18 protein-coding genes are annotated in these 18510 nt (G+C 59.4%); 5 read left to right on the top strand and 13 right to left on the bottom strand.

Translation table 11 applies throughout. The features are described 5' to 3' along the window. Positions 1-57 precede the first annotated feature (57 nt). The 4 genes from PSH69_RS02355 to PSH69_RS02340 all read left to right on the top strand — a co-directional run bounded on the left by PSH69_RS02355 (position 58) and on the right by PSH69_RS02340 (position 3506). Positions 58-390, top strand: coding sequence for a multidrug efflux SMR transporter (locus PSH69_RS02355; protein WP_007939639.1), 333 nt, complete (start codon positions 58-60; stop codon positions 388-390). 130 nt (positions 391-520) lie between these two features. Continuing rightward, the gene (locus PSH69_RS02350; RefSeq protein WP_253417060.1) at positions 521-1696 is read left to right on the top strand and encodes an FAD-binding oxidoreductase; all 1176 of its coding nucleotides are present in this window, start codon (positions 521-523) and stop codon (positions 1694-1696) included. Beyond that, complete coding sequence (locus tag PSH69_RS02345) at positions 1693-2505, top strand: aldo/keto reductase (RefSeq protein WP_305410931.1); 813 nt, start codon at positions 1693-1695, stop codon at positions 2503-2505. The genes PSH69_RS02350 and PSH69_RS02345 overlap by 4 nt, the downstream gene beginning before the upstream one ends. A 32-nt stretch (positions 2506-2537) precedes the next feature. Then, a complete protein-coding gene (locus PSH69_RS02340) occupies positions 2538-3506 on the top strand; it encodes a metal ABC transporter ATPase (protein ID WP_086944091.1) in 969 nt (322 codons plus the stop codon). 98 nt (positions 3507-3604) lie between these two features. On the opposite strand, the gene hldE is transcribed toward PSH69_RS02340, so the two are convergent. The 4 genes from hldE to msbA all read right to left on the bottom strand — a co-directional run bounded on the left by hldE (position 3605) and on the right by msbA (position 8425). Continuing rightward, positions 3605-5035, bottom strand: a complete 1431-nt coding sequence (hldE, locus tag PSH69_RS02335) for a bifunctional D-glycero-beta-D-manno-heptose-7-phosphate kinase/D-glycero-beta-D-manno-heptose 1-phosphate adenylyltransferase HldE (protein ID WP_305410930.1) — start codon at positions 5033-5035, stop codon at positions 3605-3607. A gap of 102 nt (positions 5036-5137) precedes the next feature. Beyond that, positions 5138-5743, bottom strand: a complete 606-nt coding sequence (cysC, locus tag PSH69_RS02330; RefSeq protein ID WP_305410929.1) for an adenylyl-sulfate kinase — start codon at positions 5741-5743, stop codon at positions 5138-5140. Further along, entirely contained in the window at positions 5736-6440 is a 705-nt protein-coding gene (locus PSH69_RS02325; RefSeq protein WP_305410928.1) for a sulfotransferase family 2 domain-containing protein, read from the bottom strand. The genes cysC and PSH69_RS02325 overlap by 8 nt, the downstream gene beginning before the upstream one ends. Before the next feature lie 185 nt (positions 6441-6625). Continuing rightward, on the bottom strand, positions 6626-8425 hold the full coding sequence (msbA, locus tag PSH69_RS02320; RefSeq protein ID WP_305410927.1) for a lipid A export permease/ATP-binding protein MsbA: 1800 nt from the start codon (positions 8423-8425) through the stop codon (positions 6626-6628). 116 nt (positions 8426-8541) lie between these two features. Here msbA and PSH69_RS02315 point away from each other — a divergent pair, with 116 nt between their 5' ends. Continuing rightward, the gene (locus PSH69_RS02315; protein ID WP_305410926.1) at positions 8542-9183 is read left to right on the top strand and encodes a toluene tolerance protein; all 642 of its coding nucleotides are present in this window, start codon (positions 8542-8544) and stop codon (positions 9181-9183) included. A gap of 42 nt (positions 9184-9225) precedes the next feature. Here the strand turns inward: PSH69_RS02315 and PSH69_RS02310 are convergent, their stop codons facing one another. From PSH69_RS02310 to PSH69_RS02270, 9 genes are all read right to left on the bottom strand, one after another. Continuing rightward, on the bottom strand, positions 9226-10392 hold the full coding sequence (locus PSH69_RS02310) for an O-antigen ligase domain-containing protein (RefSeq protein WP_370695227.1): 1167 nt from the start codon (positions 10390-10392) through the stop codon (positions 9226-9228). Beyond that, positions 10382-11149: a glycosyltransferase family A protein gene (locus tag PSH69_RS02305; RefSeq protein ID WP_305410924.1), complete on the bottom strand. Its 768-nt coding sequence runs from the start codon at positions 11147-11149 to the stop codon at positions 10382-10384. The genes PSH69_RS02310 and PSH69_RS02305 overlap by 11 nt, the downstream gene beginning before the upstream one ends. A 39-nt stretch (positions 11150-11188) precedes the next feature. Beyond that, positions 11189-12145: a glycosyltransferase gene (locus tag PSH69_RS02300; protein WP_305410923.1), complete on the bottom strand. Its 957-nt coding sequence runs from the start codon at positions 12143-12145 to the stop codon at positions 11189-11191. Next, positions 12142-13572 carry a PIG-L deacetylase family protein gene (locus PSH69_RS02295; protein ID WP_305410922.1) on the bottom strand — a complete coding sequence of 477 codons (1431 nt, stop codon included), beginning with the start codon at positions 13570-13572 and terminating at the stop codon, positions 12142-12144. Before PSH69_RS02295 ends, PSH69_RS02300 begins: the two co-directional genes overlap by 4 nt. Positions 13573-13580: 8 nt before the next feature. Beyond that, positions 13581-14477 carry an antimicrobial resistance protein Mig-14 gene (locus PSH69_RS02290; RefSeq protein WP_018928550.1) on the bottom strand — a complete coding sequence of 299 codons (897 nt, stop codon included), beginning with the start codon at positions 14475-14477 and terminating at the stop codon, positions 13581-13583. Then, complete coding sequence (locus tag PSH69_RS02285; RefSeq protein WP_096481313.1) at positions 14477-15607, bottom strand: glycosyltransferase; 1131 nt, start codon at positions 15605-15607, stop codon at positions 14477-14479. The genes PSH69_RS02290 and PSH69_RS02285 overlap by 1 nt, the downstream gene beginning before the upstream one ends. Further along, complete coding sequence (locus PSH69_RS02280; RefSeq protein WP_018928552.1) at positions 15591-17348, bottom strand: carbamoyltransferase; 1758 nt, start codon at positions 17346-17348, stop codon at positions 15591-15593. The genes PSH69_RS02285 and PSH69_RS02280 overlap by 17 nt, the downstream gene beginning before the upstream one ends. A gap of 339 nt (positions 17349-17687) precedes the next feature. Then, positions 17688-17978 (bottom strand): DUF3800 domain-containing protein, encoded by a 291-nt coding sequence (locus tag PSH69_RS02275; protein WP_370695226.1) that lies wholly within the window; start codon positions 17976-17978, stop codon positions 17688-17690. Positions 17979-18049: 71 nt separating this feature from the next. Continuing rightward, on the bottom strand, positions 18050-18385 hold the full coding sequence (locus PSH69_RS02270; protein WP_305412774.1) for a YceK/YidQ family lipoprotein: 336 nt from the start codon (positions 18383-18385) through the stop codon (positions 18050-18052). Positions 18386-18510 lie beyond the last annotated feature (125 nt).

The raw sequence follows: 18510 nt of genomic DNA, 5'->3' as shown, positions 1-18510 counted from the left end.
TGGCGGATCTCTAGAATGCCGACCTCAGAAAGCAACACTTCATACGAGGATTGACCCATGACCGCTTACTACTACCTCGCCATTGCCATCTGCGCCGAAGTGATCGCCACCGTTTCGATGAAAGCGGTCAAGGGTATCAGCACGCCACTGCCGCTGCTGCTGGTCATCGTCGGTTACGGCATTGCTTTCGGGATGCTGACCCTGGTGGTGCGCAGCGTTCCGGTCGGCGTGGCCTACGCGGTGTGGGCCGGCATGGGCATCGTGATGGTCAGCGTCGCGGCGCTGTTTATCTACGGGCAGAAACTGGATGTGCCGGCAATGCTGGGGATGGCGTTGATTGTGCTGGGCGTCGTGGTTATTCAGCTGTTCTCGAAAACCGCGGGGCATTAACTGACACAACCAATGCTCTTGTGGCGAGGGGGCTTGCCCCCTCGCCACAATGAATCTCTTGATCGCCAGCAAAACCTCCAATCTATGAGTCTGTATACTGCGCCCTCGTCTTGAACACTGAGGTCGCTGCATGCCATCCGTTATTTCCACCGACGTTCTGATTGTCGGCGCTGGTGTCGCCGGCCTCTGGCTGAATGCACGCCTGCGCCGCCAGGGTTTCTCGACCGTGCTGGTGGAAAGCGCCAGCCTCGGTGGCGGGCAAAGCCTGAAGTCCCAGGGCATCATCCACGGCGGTGCCAAGTACGCGTTGCACGGCGCCCTGACCGGCGCCTCGGAAGCCATTGCCGACATGCCGCGTCGCTGGCGTGAAGCACTGGCCGGCGACGGCGAACTGGACCTGTCCGGCGTGCGCGTATTGTCCGATGCCCATTACCTCTGGTCCCCCGGCACCCTCGCTGGCAACCTCACCAGCTTTTTCGCCAGCAAAGCCGTGCGCGGGCGGGTCGATCAGGTCAAAGGAGATCAATTGCCGCCGGCGCTGCAAGACAAGCGCTTCAAGGGCAAGGTCTATCGCCTGACAGAACTGGTGGTCGACGTGCCAAGCCTGATTCAGCGCCTGGCCGACCTGGCTGGCGACGGTCTGCTGGCCGGTCAGCATATCGAGCCGCTGCTGGAAAATGGCGAACTGGTCGGTTTGAAAGTCGACGAACGCGAAATCCGCGCCCAGCGCATCGTTCTCAGTGCCGGTGCCGGCACCGCTGACCTGCTGACCGCGCTGGGCCTGAGCCAACCGGCCATGCAGCGCCGCCCCCTGCACATGATCATCGTCAAAGGCCCGAGCCTCAAACCGCTGTATGCCCACTGCCTGGGCGGCGGACCGAAGCCGCGCGTCACCGTGACCACTCACCCGGCCGCCGATGGCCAGTGGGTCTGGTACGTGGGCGGCGACATCGCCGAAGCCGAAGGTGTGGCCCGCGAGCCAGCCGCGCAAATTGCCGCCGCCCAGAAAGAACTTGGCCAACTTCTGCCGTGGATCGACCTGAGCACCGCACAGTGGGCGACCTTGCGAGTCGAACGCGCCGAGCCGCTGCAATCGGGCTTGACCCGCCCGGACAACGCCTTCCTCGCCGAGCAGAATCGTCTGCTGGTGGGCTGGCCGACCAAACTGGCCCTGGCACCGGACTTCGCCGACCGCGTCTTCGCCACACTACAACGCGACGGTATTCAGCCGAGCCATCCGGCCCCGCTGCCGGAACTGCCAAAACCGCCGATAGGCGCCCCAGCCTGGGAGCAGCTGCTGCCATGAGCCAACCGACCCTGCATGACCTGCATCGCCCGCTGGGCAGTACCGGCCTGCTGGTATCGCCCCTGGGCCTGGGCACAGTGAAACTTGGCCGCGATCAAGGGGTGAAATACCCCAACGGCTTTCAGATCCCCGGCGACGACGAAGCCCGCATGCTGCTCAAACTCGCGCGCGACCTGGGCATCAACCTGATCGACACTGCCCCGGCCTATGGCCGCAGCGAAGAGCGTCTCGGCCCGTTGCTGCGCGGGCAGCGTCAGGACTGGGTAATCGTCAGCAAGGTCGGTGAAGAGTTCGCCGATGGTCAGTCCCGCCATGATTTCAGCGCCGCGCATACCCGGTTCTCGGTGGAGCGCAGCCTGCAACGTCTGGAAACGGACTTTATCGATCTGGTGCTGGTGCATTCCGACGGCAACGACCTGGAGATTCTCAACGACAGTGAGGTCTATGCGACCCTTGCCGAGCTCAAGCGCGAAGGCAAGATCCGCGGCTTCGGCTTCTCCGGCAAAACCATCGAAGGCGGTTTGAAGGCTCTGGAACAAGGTGATTGCGCAATGGTCACCTACAATCTGAACGAACAGAACGAGAAGCCAGTCATTGACTATGCTGCTGCTCACGGCAAAGCGATCCTGGTCAAAAAGGCCCTGGCCAGCGGCCATGTGTGCCTGAGCCCGGGCGTGGACCCGGTGCGCGCCAGCTTCGAACTGTTGTTTGAACACCCGGGGGTAGCCAGTGCTATTGTCGGGACCATCAATCCGCTGCACCTCGCCCATAACGTCGCGACCGTTGCCCAGGTCCTTCGTAGAAACTGATGCCGCCCACGCGGCCTTAAGCAGGAGCCGACATGCCGCGTACGCTCATAAGAAAGAACCCGAGCAACTTCAAGACCCTGCCGCTGTTCGTCGAAGCCACACCCGAAGGTTTGAGTTACCAGAGCGTCGGGATGCCGTTGAATTTTTCCCAGACCCTGCAACGCCGCCGTCCGGTGACGGTGGCCGACAGCGAGCGGTTTGCCCTGGAGCTGGCGAACCTCGGGGTTTCGGTGCGCCTGACCCTGCATTGGCAGAATCGCGACTACTGGGTGTTGGTGCGTCAGCGTCGGCAGGATCGCGGCGACGTGGTGCTCAAGCTGATCTCCGGCTACGTGCCGGCCCATGAGCTGAACCTGCCGTTGCACACGGCGACCCAGGAAATTGCCGAAGAGTGCCTGCTGGAAACCCCGGAGGGCTGGCTCAGCGGGCGCTTCAACGAAACCTGGCTGCCAGCGCCCTACTCGGCAGCCCTGCATTACCGCGAAGCCCTGCCGTTTCGCCTGACACCACTCTCCGGCTCGGCGCGGCCGGTGCGCTGCGCGAACATGCCGCTGATCGAACGTCCCCGGGCCTACGTGCACTTGCCGACAGCCTCGCTGCAATTGATCTACGATTTGCGCCTGGACGTGCCCAAGGAAGCCAAATCCCTGAGCCTGTTCCATGTCGACGAGCGGCTGGAGGGCGATCAACTGGTGGCCCGGCTCGATCGCAAACGTCCCGATTTGTACCTGATGCCACTGCAGGACGGTCAGCCGATGGCCGAGCTCTATACCCTGAAAAAGGATCACCTGTACCCGGCAAGTACCCGCGGGTTGTATCTGGCGGAGAGTTTTGCCCGGCAGGAAGGCTGGCTGGTGAGGGATGAACGGATTCGCTGGAAGGATTGGGTGCGGCAGCAGGGTTTGACCCCACCGGGGAAGGATTCCGGCCTGGCCCGGTTACGCGGGAAGGCGAAGCAACTGTTGAAAAGAATCGTGCCGCGCAAGAAAGTCAGCTCTTGAAGCATCACAAAAGCAAAAGATCGCAGCCTTCGGCAGCTCCTACAGGGTCATGTGTATACCTGTAGGGGCCGCCGATGGCTGCGATCTTTTTTATGGCTTTACTCCGGCTCTGATTGGCGGATCTTCTCGACAATCGCCGTGGTCGAGCTGTTTTCCACCAGCCCCAGTACCTTCACGGTCCCGCCGTAAGCGTTGACGATGTCCGCGCCAACCACTTGGTCGATCCCGTAATCACCGCCCTTGACCAGTACATCCGGCTTGACCGCACGCAGCAGGTTTTCCGGGGTGCCTTCAGAGAAACTGATCACCCAATCCACGGCGCCTAAACCTGCCAGTACCGCCATGCGACGGTCGACGCTGTTGATCGGCCGACCCGGCCCCTTCAAGCGGCTCACCGACGCATCGTCATTGACCGCCACGATCAGGCGATCACCCTGGGCGCGCGCCTGTTCGAGGTAAGTCACGTGGCCGGCATGCAGGATGTCGAAGCAGCCGTTGGTGAACACGATCTTCTCTTTGTGCGCTCGCGCGTCATCGACTGCCAGCAGCAACTGCTCGAGGCCCAGCACACCGCGCTCGGAGCCTTCCTCGCGCTGGATCGCGCGACGCAGTTCCGGTGCGCTGATGGCCGCGGTACCGAGCTTGCCGACCACGATGCCCGCCGCCAGGTTGGCCAGGGCCACCGCATGGGGCAGCTCTTCGCCAGCGGCGATCGCCGCCGCCAGGGTAGAAATCACCGTGTCGCCGGCGCCGGTCACGTCGAACACTTCACGGGCACGGGCCGGCAGGTGCAGCGCCGGATGATCCGGGCGCAGCAAGGTCATGCCGTGCTCGCCACGGGTTACCAGCAATGCACCGAGGTCGAGGTCGTGCATCAGCTGCGCGCCCTTGCTCACCAGTTCGTGCTCATCGGCGCAACCGCCGACGATGGTTTCGAACTCGCTGAGGTTCGGGGTGATCAGGCTCGCGCCACGGTAGATCGAGAAATCCTTGCCCTTGGGATCGGCCAGCACCGGAATGCCACGGGCAAGGGCGGCCTGGATCAGCACCTGATGGTTTTTCAGCGCGCCTTTGCCGTAGTCGGACAACACCAGCACCTTGATGCCTTCGAGCAATTCGTCGACTTGCTCGCCCAGCGCCAGGGCGTCAGTTGCGAAAGGCTCTTCGAAGTCGATACGCAGCAATTGCTGGTGACGGCTCATGACCCGCAGCTTGACGATGGTCGGCTGGTGCGCAATGCGCTGGAACAACGCCCGCACGCCGGCGCCCTTGAGGCTATTGACCAGGCTGTCGGCGGCTTCGTCGTCGCCGGTCACGCCGACCAGCGAGGCCGGCGCACCGAGCGCGGCAATGTTCAAGGCAACGTTGGCGGCACCGCCCGGGCGGTCCTCGATGTGCTCGACCTTGACGACCGGTACCGGCGCCTCAGGGGAGATCCGTGAGGTACCACCATGCCAGTAACGGTCGAGCATGACATCGCCGACCACCAAGACAGGGGCTTGATTGAATCGCGGCATGGACAACTTCATGGAGCAACCCACATACAAAATGAACAGGGGCGCGATATTACCACAGGGTTGGCGCTGGCTTGCGGGGCGGCTGCAACCGGATGAATCGGCGGGGATTTCTGTTCATTTATTGAGCAGAAATTGCGATAAACGATGGCAAGCGTCCTCACATTGCAGCGCCTGGGTGTCGATCTCGCACTCCGCCGTCAGCGGTGCCTCATAAGGGCTGTCGATGCCGGTGAAGTTCTTGATCCGCCCTTGGCGGGCCGCTTGATACAGACCTTTGGGGTCCCGTTGCGCGCACACCGCGAAGGGCGTGCTCACATATACCTCGATGAAATCGCCCTCAGCGAACAACCGACGAGCGGCATCACGCTCTGCGCGAAACGGCGAGATCGCCGCAACAATCACAATCAAACCGGCGTCGACCATCAGCCGTGCCACCTCGGCCATGCGCCGGATGTTTTCCCGGCGACACTCAGCACTCATTCCCAAGTCACGACACAGGCCATTGCGCAAATTGTCGCCATCGAGCAGGAACGTGTGCAGCCCGTGCCGATTGAGTTGCAACTCCAGTGCATTGGCCAGGGTCGACTTGCCCGCACCTGACAGGCCCGTCAACCAGAGGCAACGCGGGTGCTGGAGTTTGATTGCGGCGCGGTCGCGGTTCGACAGCGACAAATCGTAAGGCCTGATCTCTGGAACAGGTATCGACAGGGTCTCATTCATAACCGAGCATTTCGTAATCACGCTGGTACACCCGTCGCACCAGCCGACGGGTACGCACCGAGCAGAAATCGCGGGCAAGCATCGGACGCCGCTGTCGCGAGCCGTTGACATGAGGTAACACCGCCCAGTGGCCTATCTGTTCGCAGACCAGGCGAAAATCCCGCTCCAGATGCTCCTGGTAGCCGATGAAGTCCAGGGCCAGATGCCCAAGGGAATCGGTCAGAAAATCCGTTTGCGCGGCAAAATGCATTTGTCGGCTGATTGTCTCCGAATGCAGCCAGCGAGCGACGAAATCATCGAAGTCGCGGTAGTGGCAGACCAGCCTCTGCGCCGCCTGATCGCGCCGGCTCAACTCATTGCCGCGCAAAAAGGCATAAGCCGAGTAGGCCCTTTCCAGCGGATCACGAACGAAGGCGAACTTGAAACTGGCGGCGAACTGCTCGGGAAACTGCTGCTCGTACCAGTACAACGGCAAGTGCCCGGGGCTCCAGCCATCGAACATCGCCGCACACACGCTGCTCCCGGCACACTTGGGAACATGAATGAATAGACAGGAACGCTGCTCGAAGGCCTGGGGGAAACTCAGGCTGGCCGACATCGACTTGTTGATCACCTGACGGTCCACGACCGACAGGCGTCCCAACAGAAAAGCCCGCTGCGGCTTGGGCAAGAGCTTCCAGAGATAACGTTGCAGCATGGCAGCACCCGCGCGAAAGGGTTGGCCCCCTCGATTGAAGTCAAAGTTCGTTCAGGAACCTTAACAAGCGCGTTGCCGAGATTTATTCAGGTTTGGTCAAGAAGCGTAAAGGTCTGGATACAATCCACCGGACGCGTTGCACGCCGGTGAATGCAAGGGTGAGCAGGGCTCACCCTTGCATCGAATCAAGCGATGTCTTCAGCCGGGGCGTCGAGCCCCATGGCGTTCAGGCGGGCGTAGTAGCCATTCTGCGCCAGAAGCTCGGCATGGGTGCCGCGCTCGACGATCCGGCCCTGATCCATGACCAGAATCAGGTCAGCCTTCTCGATGGTCGACAACCGGTGAGCGATGACCAGCGTCGTGCGACCCTTCATGACTCGATCCAGCGCGCCTTGAATGTGTCGTTCAGACTCCGTATCCAGTGCCGACGTCGCTTCATCGAGAATCAGCAGTGGCGCGTTTTTCAGCAAGGCCCGGGCGATCGCCAGACGCTGTCGCTGACCGCCGGAGAGCAGCACACCGTTCTCGCCGACATCGGTGTCCAGCCCCTGCGGTAGCTGGGCGATAAAATCCATGGCATAGGCGTCTGCGGCAGCTTTCTCGATATCCGCACGCGGCGCGCCGGCCAGATCACCGTAGGCGATGTTGTTGGCAACCGTGTCATTGAACAGCGTGACGTGTTGCGTCACCTGGGCAACATGACGACGCAGATTGCGCAGGCGGTAGTCTTCGATTTCCACGCCATCGAGCAGGATCTCGCCGGTTTCGTGGTGATAGAAGCGTGGAATCAGGCTGGCCAGGGTCGACTTGCCGCTGCCGGAACGCCCCACCAGTGCGATCATTTGCCCCGGTGCCGCGGTGAAACTGATGTTTTTCAGTACTTCACGGTCGGCTCCCGGATAGGTGAAGCTCAGGTTGCGCACCTCCAGATGACCGTTGATCCGATCTTTCTCGACCGTACCCTTGTCCACCTCCGGCTCGACATCCAGTTGCTCGAAGATGCTTTCGGCCCCGGCGACGCCTTTCTGGATCGTCGAACTGACTTCCGATAGCTGCCGAATCGGCTTGGGTAACAGGCCTGCGGCGGTAATGTATGCCACCAGGTCACCGGCGGTCGCATCGCCGCGCAGGAACAGTACCAGGAACATCAGCGCAGCCATGGCGCTGTAGATCACCAACTGCAGCATCGGTGTGTAGATTGCGCCGGTCTTGGTCATGCGCAATTGCTTGTCCGTGTTGCCCTGGCTGGCTTCGGCAAAGCGGCGCTCTTCATAGCTCTCGCCACCGAAACTGCGCACAACGCGATAACCCTGGATGGTCTCGGACGCGACGTGGGTCACGTCGCCCATGGCCACCTGGATCTTCTTGCTCTGCTTGCGGAATTTTTTACTGGTATTGCCGACCATGAACGCGATGAGCGGCAAGATCGCCAGCATGACCAGGGTCAGCTTCCAGTTCATCCATATTAGGTAGGCAAACAGAAACACCACGGTCAGGCCTTCGCGGATCACCACCTTGATAGCATCGGTGGCGGCACCGGTAACCATGGTCACGTTGAAGGTGATGCGTGAAATCAGATGCCCGGAGTTATGGGTGTCGAAATAACGGTTAGGCAGTACCAGCAACTTGTTGAACAGCTCGACGCGCAAGTCGTGCACCAGCCCCAGCGAAACCTTCGCCAGATAGTAGTTGCCAAGAAACGAACCCAGGCCTTGCCACGCGGCGATCAGGATGATCAGCAATGGCACGGCCATCAGCAGCTGCAAGTCCTTCAGATAAGGCACATTGGGGAAGAGCACTGCTTCCGGGTTGCTCAAGCCATCGACGAAATACTTGAGAATCCCGGCCAGCATGGGCTGCGTCGAAGCAAAGATCACGAAGCCGACGATACTGATGGCGAACATGCCCCAGTACGGGCGCACATACGACAGCAGGCGCAGGTAAATCTTCAAGCTCGACGGCGCAGGCGAATCAGGGCTAGTCATGAGAACCCGTTGTATGAGAAAAGAGCCCGCGAGTGTAACACAGGCCATTTTAGTCACTGAGCTGCGGTAACATTACCGGCTATCCATGCCTCACAGCGTCGAAACCTGGAGTATTGATGCAAGTGCTTGACCACCCCCGATACCTCGCCCTGCGCGAGGGAGCACAAGTCCTTGAAGCCGATGGCTCCGGGGACAAGGTTCTGCGGTTGACGGACGGCTCGATCCTCAAGCTGTTTCGTCGCAAGCGCCTGCTGACATCGGCTGCCTGGTACCCCTACGCCAAACGCTTTGCCGACAACTGCGACGCACTGCATGAGCGGCAGATTCCCTGTCCGTCGATACGTCAGGTCTACCGCATCCCCAGCATCGAGCGCGATGCCGTACATTACGACCCGTTACCGGGTCGGACCCTGCGCCAACTTCTGGATGCCCAGGACGACGCCGACCCACTGCGCGGTCAGCTGGGGGCCTTCATGGCCACCTTGCATGAGCGCGGGATCTACTTCCGTTCAGCGCACCTGGGCAATATAGTGCTCACGCCCGAGCATCAGCTGGGCCTGATCGATATTGCAGACATGCGGGTTTATCGCCGTCCGCTGCGCAAGAGCCTGCGGCTGCGCAACTTCAAGCACATGGTGCGATACCCGCAAGACCGCCAATGGTTGCTCGACGGTCGCGGCGAAGTCTTCATGGAGAATTATGGCCAGACACAGAGCACCTGCTCCCCGGAAGAACTGAGCATCGTTCTGCAAAAATGATCCAGACACCTTCGTCCCTGGGGCCGGGACGAAGGTCGGGTATTACACTAGCGCCTGGCGCTGCGCTTGCAACGCGCGAGAAAGGATCATCCCCGCCGGCAACAGCACCAATGGCCATAGCTCGTCGGGATTGCCGATCAACAAGCCGCCGTCGAAGTTCAGCATCACCAGCGCACACGCCAGGTACACGCCCCACTCATCACGCACACGCCAGGCTTGCCAAAGCGAGGCCGCCATCAGTGCGATGAACAACACCAGTGCGACTGCGCCGCTGTAAAGCCCCAGCGAGACGAAAATATTGTGCGGATGCTGAATCGGCATCCAGCCATCGAGCAACTGAGTGGTGTGGAAGTCGATGCCGCAACCCAGTACCCAGCCGCAACGGTGCCATTCGCCAACCATGACATCGAAAATCTCGATGCGGTACGAATCGCCGCGTACCCACAGTGCCTGGTACCAGGCGTCGTTATGCACCGTCAGGAACAACAGCCCCATGAGCACCAGACCAATCGCCATGATGCCGCCGACCAGTCGCGGTTTGTGGTAGATACCGTAAAGCCCCCAGACACCCGCCAGGAACACCACCCCTACCAACGCCGTGCGTGCCTGCAGGATGTAGACCACCGCGAATAACGAAAAAGCGACGGCCAGGCCAGCTTCGATGAACTTGCGTTCCCTGAGCCAGAATGGCAACGCCAGCGCCAACGCGCACAACAGCCAGATACTGGCATATATGACGTTCTGCAAACGCGCAGGAAGCAATGCCACCCGACTGCCGACGGCATACTCACCGGTTACCCAGCTGTAGAGCGCGCAGGCGAAAATGTACATCGCCAGGATCCAGAACTGCGCACGAACAAACAGAGGGCTGCGGAAAAACCGAGGTTCGGTGAATGCGCCGATCACCATGACGAACATCAGCACATAGAAAATGTGCTTGTAGAACTGCAACTGTCCGGCAATCGCCGCAGGCACCACGAACCACAGAAGAAATGCCAGCCAGCCCCACATCAACGGCTGCTTGAGCAAGCCTTTACCGCGTTCCTTGATCAGGAAAAACAGGCCCGGCACTACCATCAGTCCGTAAAACAGGTTGTTGGTCCACTTCGACGACCAGCCCACTATGAAGCTCAGCAGAAACAGACAGAGCATCGTTCCAAAATAAGACGTGACGGTGATCTTTCCAGGCTTCGCGCCGCTAAATCCCATGGAGCACCCAACCTGTCGCCATGCCGATAATAAGGGCTGCCATCAGCTTGAGCCGATCGAGACGTTTGCGCTTCAATTTGTCCGCACGCTCCTGTGGAACCACCACATGCTCACCGAAGCCGGTGTGCAATACCGCGTCGTTTTCCAGAATCAACGCATAGCGGTTTTCCCCGGCATACAGACGCGACAATTCCTTCTCTCCGGATAACCCGGAATACGGTGCATGCAACAGATAATCCGCGCGACGGCGTAGCCCCGGGTTAAAGGAAAAACCCTGCCAGTCGGCCTTGTGCGAACCCAGCATGTAGAAAGGAACGCCATGGCTGACTTTTCGTTCGCCCAGGAACACATAAGGACTGTGAACCATCAGGTCATGATTGAAGCTGCGCAACCACACCTGCAGCGCCTGTGGATCTTCCTCCAACAGGCGTTGGGAATCTTCGATAAACCCTTCGCGATAAAAATCCCAGTCGTCTTCGCAATGGAAGATCCATGACGTCTGCACCTGAGCATAGGCGGCATCGATGGATCGCAACTGACCCAGACGCGGATTGTTGATGAAGAACTGGGTGTGCGCCCTCCAGTGCTCCGGAATACAGGCCTCTACGGCACTGTCGCCGGAGTCCTCGGTAATGAACACTTTACGGATGGGGGCCGTGTTGAACCGGTCAAGTGTCTCCAGTGTCCGCTTCAACAGATCGAAGCGGCCGCAACTGGTGATGACGATCGAAATGTCGCTAGTATCGCTGAACAGCATTTATTTACACCGCACCATTGATTGTTTAATCGCCCGGCTTCACAGCCCCAACGACAAGCGTAGTTTCTCTTTCCAGCTCAGCGGCACCCGCTCGCGCAACGGCGCACGCATGGCATCGACAATCGCATGCCCCACCGCCCGGAAGGTATAGCGCTGCTCTACCAGAGCCTGGCCGGCCAACGAAATGGCCTCGGCCAGCTGCGAGGACGCGCGCAACACGGCGAGTTTCTCTCTGAGTTCGTCGCGTGTTCGATAGAGCACAATATTCTGCATATCAACAAAACCTAGCGCGCGATTCTCTGCTTCCCCTTGATCGTAAGCAAACAGCACGCAACCACAGGCCATGGCCTCGAAATTCTTAATCATGTATTCGCCCATGCCGACATCGGCACTCACGAAATAACGGATCCGGCTCAACGTCTCGCAGTACTCCTCACCCGACCCGGTGCGAGTGATCAGCAAGTTTTCGACGTCGGCCACCGACTCGAGCATGGCCTTGCGACCGGCATACGCCACGCTATTGAGACTGCCAACGAAACCCAGCTCGATATCACGCTCACGTTGACGGTTTTGCAACAGCGCCTGATCGTAGCCCTTGGGCACGAAATGCGCGTCAAAACCTTCATCACGCAAACGCTGGCTGACCATGAAACCCGAGCTGATCACCCGTACCCAAGGCAATTTGCGGTAATGGGCACTGAATTTTCCGGTGTATTTGCACGGGATGTAATTCTGGTACGCATCGTGTTCAAGAATAACCAGATTGGGCAGGGTTTGTATGAACCTCACCTGTCTGATTTCTTTTTTGAAGCGCAGGAAAAACACGATCCGGTCATAACGGGTCACATCGACATGCCTGCGAAAGTACCCACGCAAGTCGTCCTGCTCTGCACTGGTCAATTCACGCTTGTCGCACTCGCAATGCTCGGCGATCCCGTCATACAGTCGGTCAAGGATCGCTCGCTGCTCCTTCTGAACCAGAAACAGAACTTTCAATTGGACTCTCTCTTTCCAGACTGCTCTTGGACCCAAAACAACTCGTGGCGTCGCACTGCTTTACGGAAGAACTCGTTTTCGCCGAATGCCGGCCGGCGTCGGGCCGCCAGGCAACGTTGTATTGCCTGGCGCAGTAGACGCTTGAAGGGAGGCCGGGGCTGAAGGTCGTGCATCATGCCCAACGACATGGCCTTATGCCACTGCTTTTCGGCGGATAAACAAAGCGTCCAGGGTCGCAGCGGCTCATGCGTACCCATCTGCGGTGGCAGCGCTACGCCTGTACCGGCATCGCCCATTGGCCAGCGATCGTTGTCGTGCAAATGATTGGCGTAATGCAATAAGGTGTCGGGTTGCCAAGTCGTGCCGCTTAGTGCCTGCATCACTGCCTGCTGCGAGCACAGATGGTCTGGATGAGGGTCAAAGCGTGGATGCGGCAAGACAATGATCTGAGGCTCGATGCGCTCGATCAACTCACGCAGATCCGCCAGCAGATTGTTCCAGGACGGCAGGCCATCAACGTCACTGCCCAAGGCAAACGGATTGAACCGTCGGAAATATCGGGTATCGCCAAGCTGTGCCTCGCGGGACGCTACGGCCTCGGCCGGTGCTCTCTGCATGACGGGCAATTGCAGGCAGAAGTACCCCAGTTGTATACAGCGCTCCTGAGGTACACCTCCCCACAATGGCACGCTGACACTGTCCCAGGCACGCAGTGAACCTTTCATCCGGGACGCTTCGACATCATTGAGCCCCATCTGTCGATAGTGCCCGGCCTCGATTTCACCGGCGGTCAGGGTCACCACCCAACTTTGACTTGCGCTACTGTACAGCCCGAATGCCGCCAGCTCCGCGTCGTCGGCGTGCGGGGCGATCACCATCACCCGTTGACGACTGTAATCCGGATGCTCAAACGCCCAAAGCACTGGCTCACCAAGCAATCGGCAGAAACGCCCGCGCAAACGTAATTCACCCTGTGACAGCACCCGTGACTGACCACTGAGATTGAGATAACGCAGCCCGTTTACACCGCGCTCGAAAGTTTGCCGGTCGGGATTATCCCCCCCCAGCAACTCGACCACCGGATCGATAAAGCGCCCCAGCCAAGTACTTTTGACCCGCAACGCCAGTATCAGCGTGGCGTCATCGACCAGCATGACGCCCTCATCCAGCCGTAGCCGTTCACCGTCCAGATGAATCTTGGGCTGTGGTGTATACGGCGGGAAGCTGTATTGGTAATCGTCTTGGGGAGAATAAAACAGATGGTCGGCAAACCACGCCTCGTGGGCGATCCAGCCCAGCACCGCAAGCACCAGCGGCAGCCACCAGGCCACCAGCACGCCGATCGCGATCAGCAGCATCAACGCAATCAACAGGCCGATGCGTTTGTTGCGCCGATGGCGCTTGAGCAGTTGCTGTTTGCGGCTCATGGGTTGGCTCATACCGTGAAGACCGGCACAGAATTGCACCAACGGTCCTTGTACTCACGGTCGGTTCGACCAAAGGAAAACCGTAGGGGTTTATCCAACGCGCGTGCATGTTCCCAGGCGCTTTGGGTGTTGAGGAAGCTCAGCACGCTGCCCGGGCTGAATTCGCGGGTCTCGGGATCGACACCACCGTTGACGTATTCGACACTGATCCACTCCGGCGCCTCGACGCGGTACACCAGTTGAGTCGCAATCGGTGCGTCGTTGAGGAAAATCACCGAGCCAATCAGCAACTCGCGCAACAACTCGATCACCTCGCCCATGCGCTCGGCACCGGTGGCCGGAAAGCCCCAGCGACGCTGGAACAGGTCGCAATAGATCGCCGCCAGTTCGCTGCTGGAAAACTCGGTAACCGGCCTCACCACGCCGCCCGCCTCTTCCAGCAGACGCAACTCGCGGCGCTGGTTGTAGCGAAACTTTTTCGACAGCTCTTCAGGCGTGCGGGCCAGCGCCAGTTGTTCTGTCTGCAGCTTGATACCGGTAAAACGACCTTCGCTCAGCGCCGACAGGTAACGCCCCCGATGGCGCAGCGGTGCCTGGGCATCGGCAGCGGCCGGCAGAATCAGTTCGGCATTGCCGAGGTCGAACAGGCCCTTTTTACCCGTGCGCTTGAGCACGTCCTTGGACAGCGCCAGGTCGCGCCCCCAGGTCGGGATGGCGGCTTTCACTTCGCCGTCCTGCTCCCAAGCCAGGTAACGCACCGGGATGTCGGCCAACTGTGCCAGACGTTCGACTACCAGAGGATGAGTCGCGACGCTGCCGCCAAAACGCTGCCAGGTTTGTGCATAAGTCGAGGCGTCGACCTGCACCCAGCCACGCTCGCGCCAGCCTTGAAATCGGTTGAGCATCAGCCCCTCGGTGCCAGTTCGGTAACGTGCGGCAAATGCCAGAAAGCATCGCGCACCGCGCGATCGGAGAAGCGCTCACGCAAGCGGTCGAACATCAGCTCGGCGCACTGGCGGCGTTGCTGCTCGTCCATCGCGGCCAGATGTTGCAGCCCTTGAGCCAGGTGCCCGGCATCGCCCAGCGGAAATAGAATGCCCACACCTTCGACCACTTCTCTGGCGCCACCACACGCGGTGGCGAGCAACGGCACACCGGCGGCCATGGCCTCCAGCAATACCATGCCGAACGGTTCATGATCGGAACTCAAGGCAAACACATCGAAAGCACGGAAGTAGCGACGCGCCTCGGGCACCTGGCCGAGGAACAGCACGCGATCGCCGATACCCAGTTCACGCGCCAGGGCCTTGAGGTCCTGCTCCAGCCGACCGCTGCCCAGAATCACTAGCTGACTGTTGGCCGGCAACCCCGGCAATGCCGTGGCAAAACCATGCAACAACGTAGTCTGATCCTTGTCCGGATGCAGGCGCCCGACGTTGCCGACAATCCAGGCATCCATCGACAGACCGAGGGTTTCCCGGGCCTCGCGAACCGACACCTGGCTGGCCTGCAACGCCTGCACATCAATCCGGTTATAGAGCGTCTGAATCCGTTCCTGCGGCCATTTCGGCAAGCAACGGCGCATGTCGTCACGCACCGCGTCGGAGACGCCGAGCAGGCTCAGGCGTTTGCGGAAAATATGCGCGAACAGCTTGCGGGTGCGGCGCTGGTAATCACCAAACGCGTGATGCACGCCAATCACCGGCAACGAAGTGCCGAGCAGGGCGATGTAGATCGGTTTGAAACGATGAGCGATGCAGAAACTGAAGTTGCGCGATGCGGCGATCTTGCGCAGATCGCCGATGGCGCCCAGCTTCAGGCCACGAATGGCCTTGGAGCTGTACTCCATGAACAGCACCTCGTCGGACGCACAGTTCGCGGCGACTTGGCTATCGGCAGCCCCGGTCAGGAACACCGTGGTCACGCGATAACCGGTCCCCGCGAACAGGCTGGCGTACTGCCGGGCGCAGTCCAGAAACGGCCCGTCATAGCCGTGACAGAACTGCAGCACATGGCGTTCAGCCGAGCGAGTCATAAGCGTCCGCGCCTTCTTTGACCACCAGAATGTCTTCCATGATCAGGTACTGCAGGTCGGAACCGAAGAACATGTTCAAGGCGTCGGTCGGCGAGCAGATCATCGGCTCGCCACGACGGTTGAGCGAAGTATTCAGCGACACACCGTTGCCGGTCAGTACTTCCAACGCCTTCATCATGTCGTAGTAGCGCGGGTTGTATTCGCGCTTGAGCACCTGGGCCCGGGACGTGCCGTCTTCATGGACGACTTCCGGCACGCGGGTTTTCCACTCTTCAGCCACTTCGAAGGTGAAGGTCATGAACGGTGCCGGGTGATCGATCTTGATCATTTGCGGCGCAACAGTGTCGAGCATCGACGGGCAGAAAGGCCTCCAGCGCTCGCGGAACTTGATCTGATGGTTGATACGGTCCGCCACGCCGGCCACGCTCGGGCAGCCAATGATCGAACGACCGCCCAAGGCACGCGGACCGAACTCCATGCGGCCCTGGAACCAGGCCACCGGGTTGCCATCGACCATGATTTTGGCGATCTGCTCCGGCATATTGTCGAGCTTGCGCCATTTGGGCTTGTCGGCGTGACGGGCGCAGGCCGCGATCACATCTTCATTGCTGTAGGACGGGCCGAGGTAGACGTGTTCCATCTTCTCGACCGGTACACCACGGGCATGAGACACATAAGCCGCTGCACCCACCGCGGTACCGGCATCGCCCGACGCAGGCTGGACGAACAGCTCTTTGATGTCGTCGCGGGCGATGATTTTCTGGTTCAGCTTGACGTTCAACGCACAACCACCGGCGAAGGCCAGCTTGCCGGTTTCCTTGAGCACATCGCCCAGGTAGTGGTCGATCATCTGCAACGCCAGTTTCTCGAACAGCGCTTGCATGCTCGCGGCGTAGTGAATGTAGGGCTCGTCGGCGATATCGCCTTCACGTTTCGGACCCAGCCACTCGATCAGCTTCGGCGAGAAGTAGAAACCCTTGCCCTTCTCTTTATAACGACGCAGGCCGATGACGTTGGCGTAGTCGGTGTTGATCACCAGCTCGCCGTTCTCGAACGAGGCCAGACGGGAGAAATCGTATTTGCTGGCATCGCCGTAAGGCGCCATGCCCATGACCTTGAATTCACCGTCGAGCATCTCGAAACCGAGGAACTCGGTGATCGCGCCGTACAAGCCGCCGAGGGAGTCCGGATCGAAGAATTCCTTGATCTTGTGGATCTTGCCGTTTTCGCCATAACCGAAGAAGGTCGTAGCGTACTCGCCCTTGCCGTCGATCCCCAGGATCGCGGTTTTCTCTTTGAAACCGGAGCAGTGATAAGCACTGGAGGCGTGGGCCAGGTGGTGCTCGACCGGCTCGATCTTGATTTTCTTCGGATCGAAGCCCAGTTGCTCGAGGCACCAGACAATCTTGTTGCGATAACGCTTGTAGCGACGGTTGCCCATCAGGATCGCATCGAGGGCGCGGTCCGGGGCGTACCAGTAACGCTTGGCGTAGTGCCAGCGAGCCTTGCCGAACAGGCTGATCGGCGCGAACGGAATCGCCACCACATCAACGTCGGATGGCTTGATGCCAGCCTGTTCGAGGCAGAACTTCGCCGATTCGTAAGGCATGCGGTTCTTTGCATGTTTATCACGCACGAAACGCTCTTCTTCAGCCGCCGCGACCAGCTTGCCGTCGATGTACAAGGCTGCGGAAGGATCATGGCTAAGGGCGCCGGACAGGCCAAGAATCGTCAATGCCACAGGGGTCTAGCCTCTTTAGTCTGCATGCAGGCGCAACGCGCCTCAAAAATTAATGTGCCCTCGCAAGGGGCGAGAGACAGCTAAAGGGCGGGATTATAGCTTAAAAGCGCCGGCAAGCCTCTAGCGGGAAGTGGCAAGCTGGCGCGTTGACAGATGAAGGACCTCGACATAGACTCCTGCGCAAATGGACTGGGGGATCCCGGTCGGCGTTGTGGCCTCGGTGAGTTTCACCGGGGCTTTTCGCTTTCTGAGAGAGGGAAAATCTTTAAACCCCAGTTCTCGAAACCCTCCCCAACATTATTACGCCCACCACTGCAATAGAACTTGCGCTTGAGTACGTCAAAGGCACGATTTTCTTGCCCTGACCGCAAAACGCTTGAATTTAAACTTCTGAAGGGCAGAAATAACCCTCTCGCAATAATGTCTTTTATGAAACATACAAAATGCCAGCACAAACATTGGATAGTTTGGATCTAATGTTTGCATCCCATGATCGCCGCTCTCATCCACATAGATAATGAAATCGCTGTACCTCCCGAACGGAGGTGAAAGCTTTTTCGCTTCAACATTAGTTGAGGTTTCGTTTTCAAAAAGAAAAAACTGTTGAGAGGGCAAGATCGGGGTCGACACGAGCTATTTACCCTTTGTTTTTCGAGCCAGGTGCGTTAGGTGGAGCACTGACACGTCGGAATACAAAAGGATTACCCGCGACCCCGTCGCCAGTAAATCCTGATATTTCCGTCGGCAGCCTGCCGGTAAATCGTATAGGGCAAGAAAACCGTGTCGAATACACCCGAAAGGGTCAAATCCAGCAATACGAACGGCACCAGAATACCCGTGGGATCGGGTGGCGCATGGAGGAGACAAAAGTCGTGAGCCAGACCGCTGTAGATGCGAGGAATGGACTGACAGTAGGTCTTTTGCTTTCTGAGGCCACGGGCGGCCTCTTCATCATCCTGCAGCACCGTGACAGCGGTCCCGCAGCCAGACAGCGCCAGTGAAAAAGAGCTCAACATCACAGCCATTTTTATCGTCAAAATCTGCCCTCCGAGAACGTCAGGCAAACTAGCATCGTGGCTATTCAGGGCACAGTTCATGGGCTCTGCAGATCACGTAGGACAATTCACAAGAACTTGTCCGCCAGATCTCGGGAGACTGATCT

This window comes from Pseudomonas sp. FP1740 (assembly GCF_030687165.1).
In the GTDB taxonomy this organism is placed as follows: domain Bacteria; phylum Pseudomonadota; class Gammaproteobacteria; order Pseudomonadales; family Pseudomonadaceae; genus Aquipseudomonas.
The sequence above is the reverse complement of the archived record's forward strand: the minus strand, read 5'-3'. Positions and strand labels throughout refer to the sequence as shown.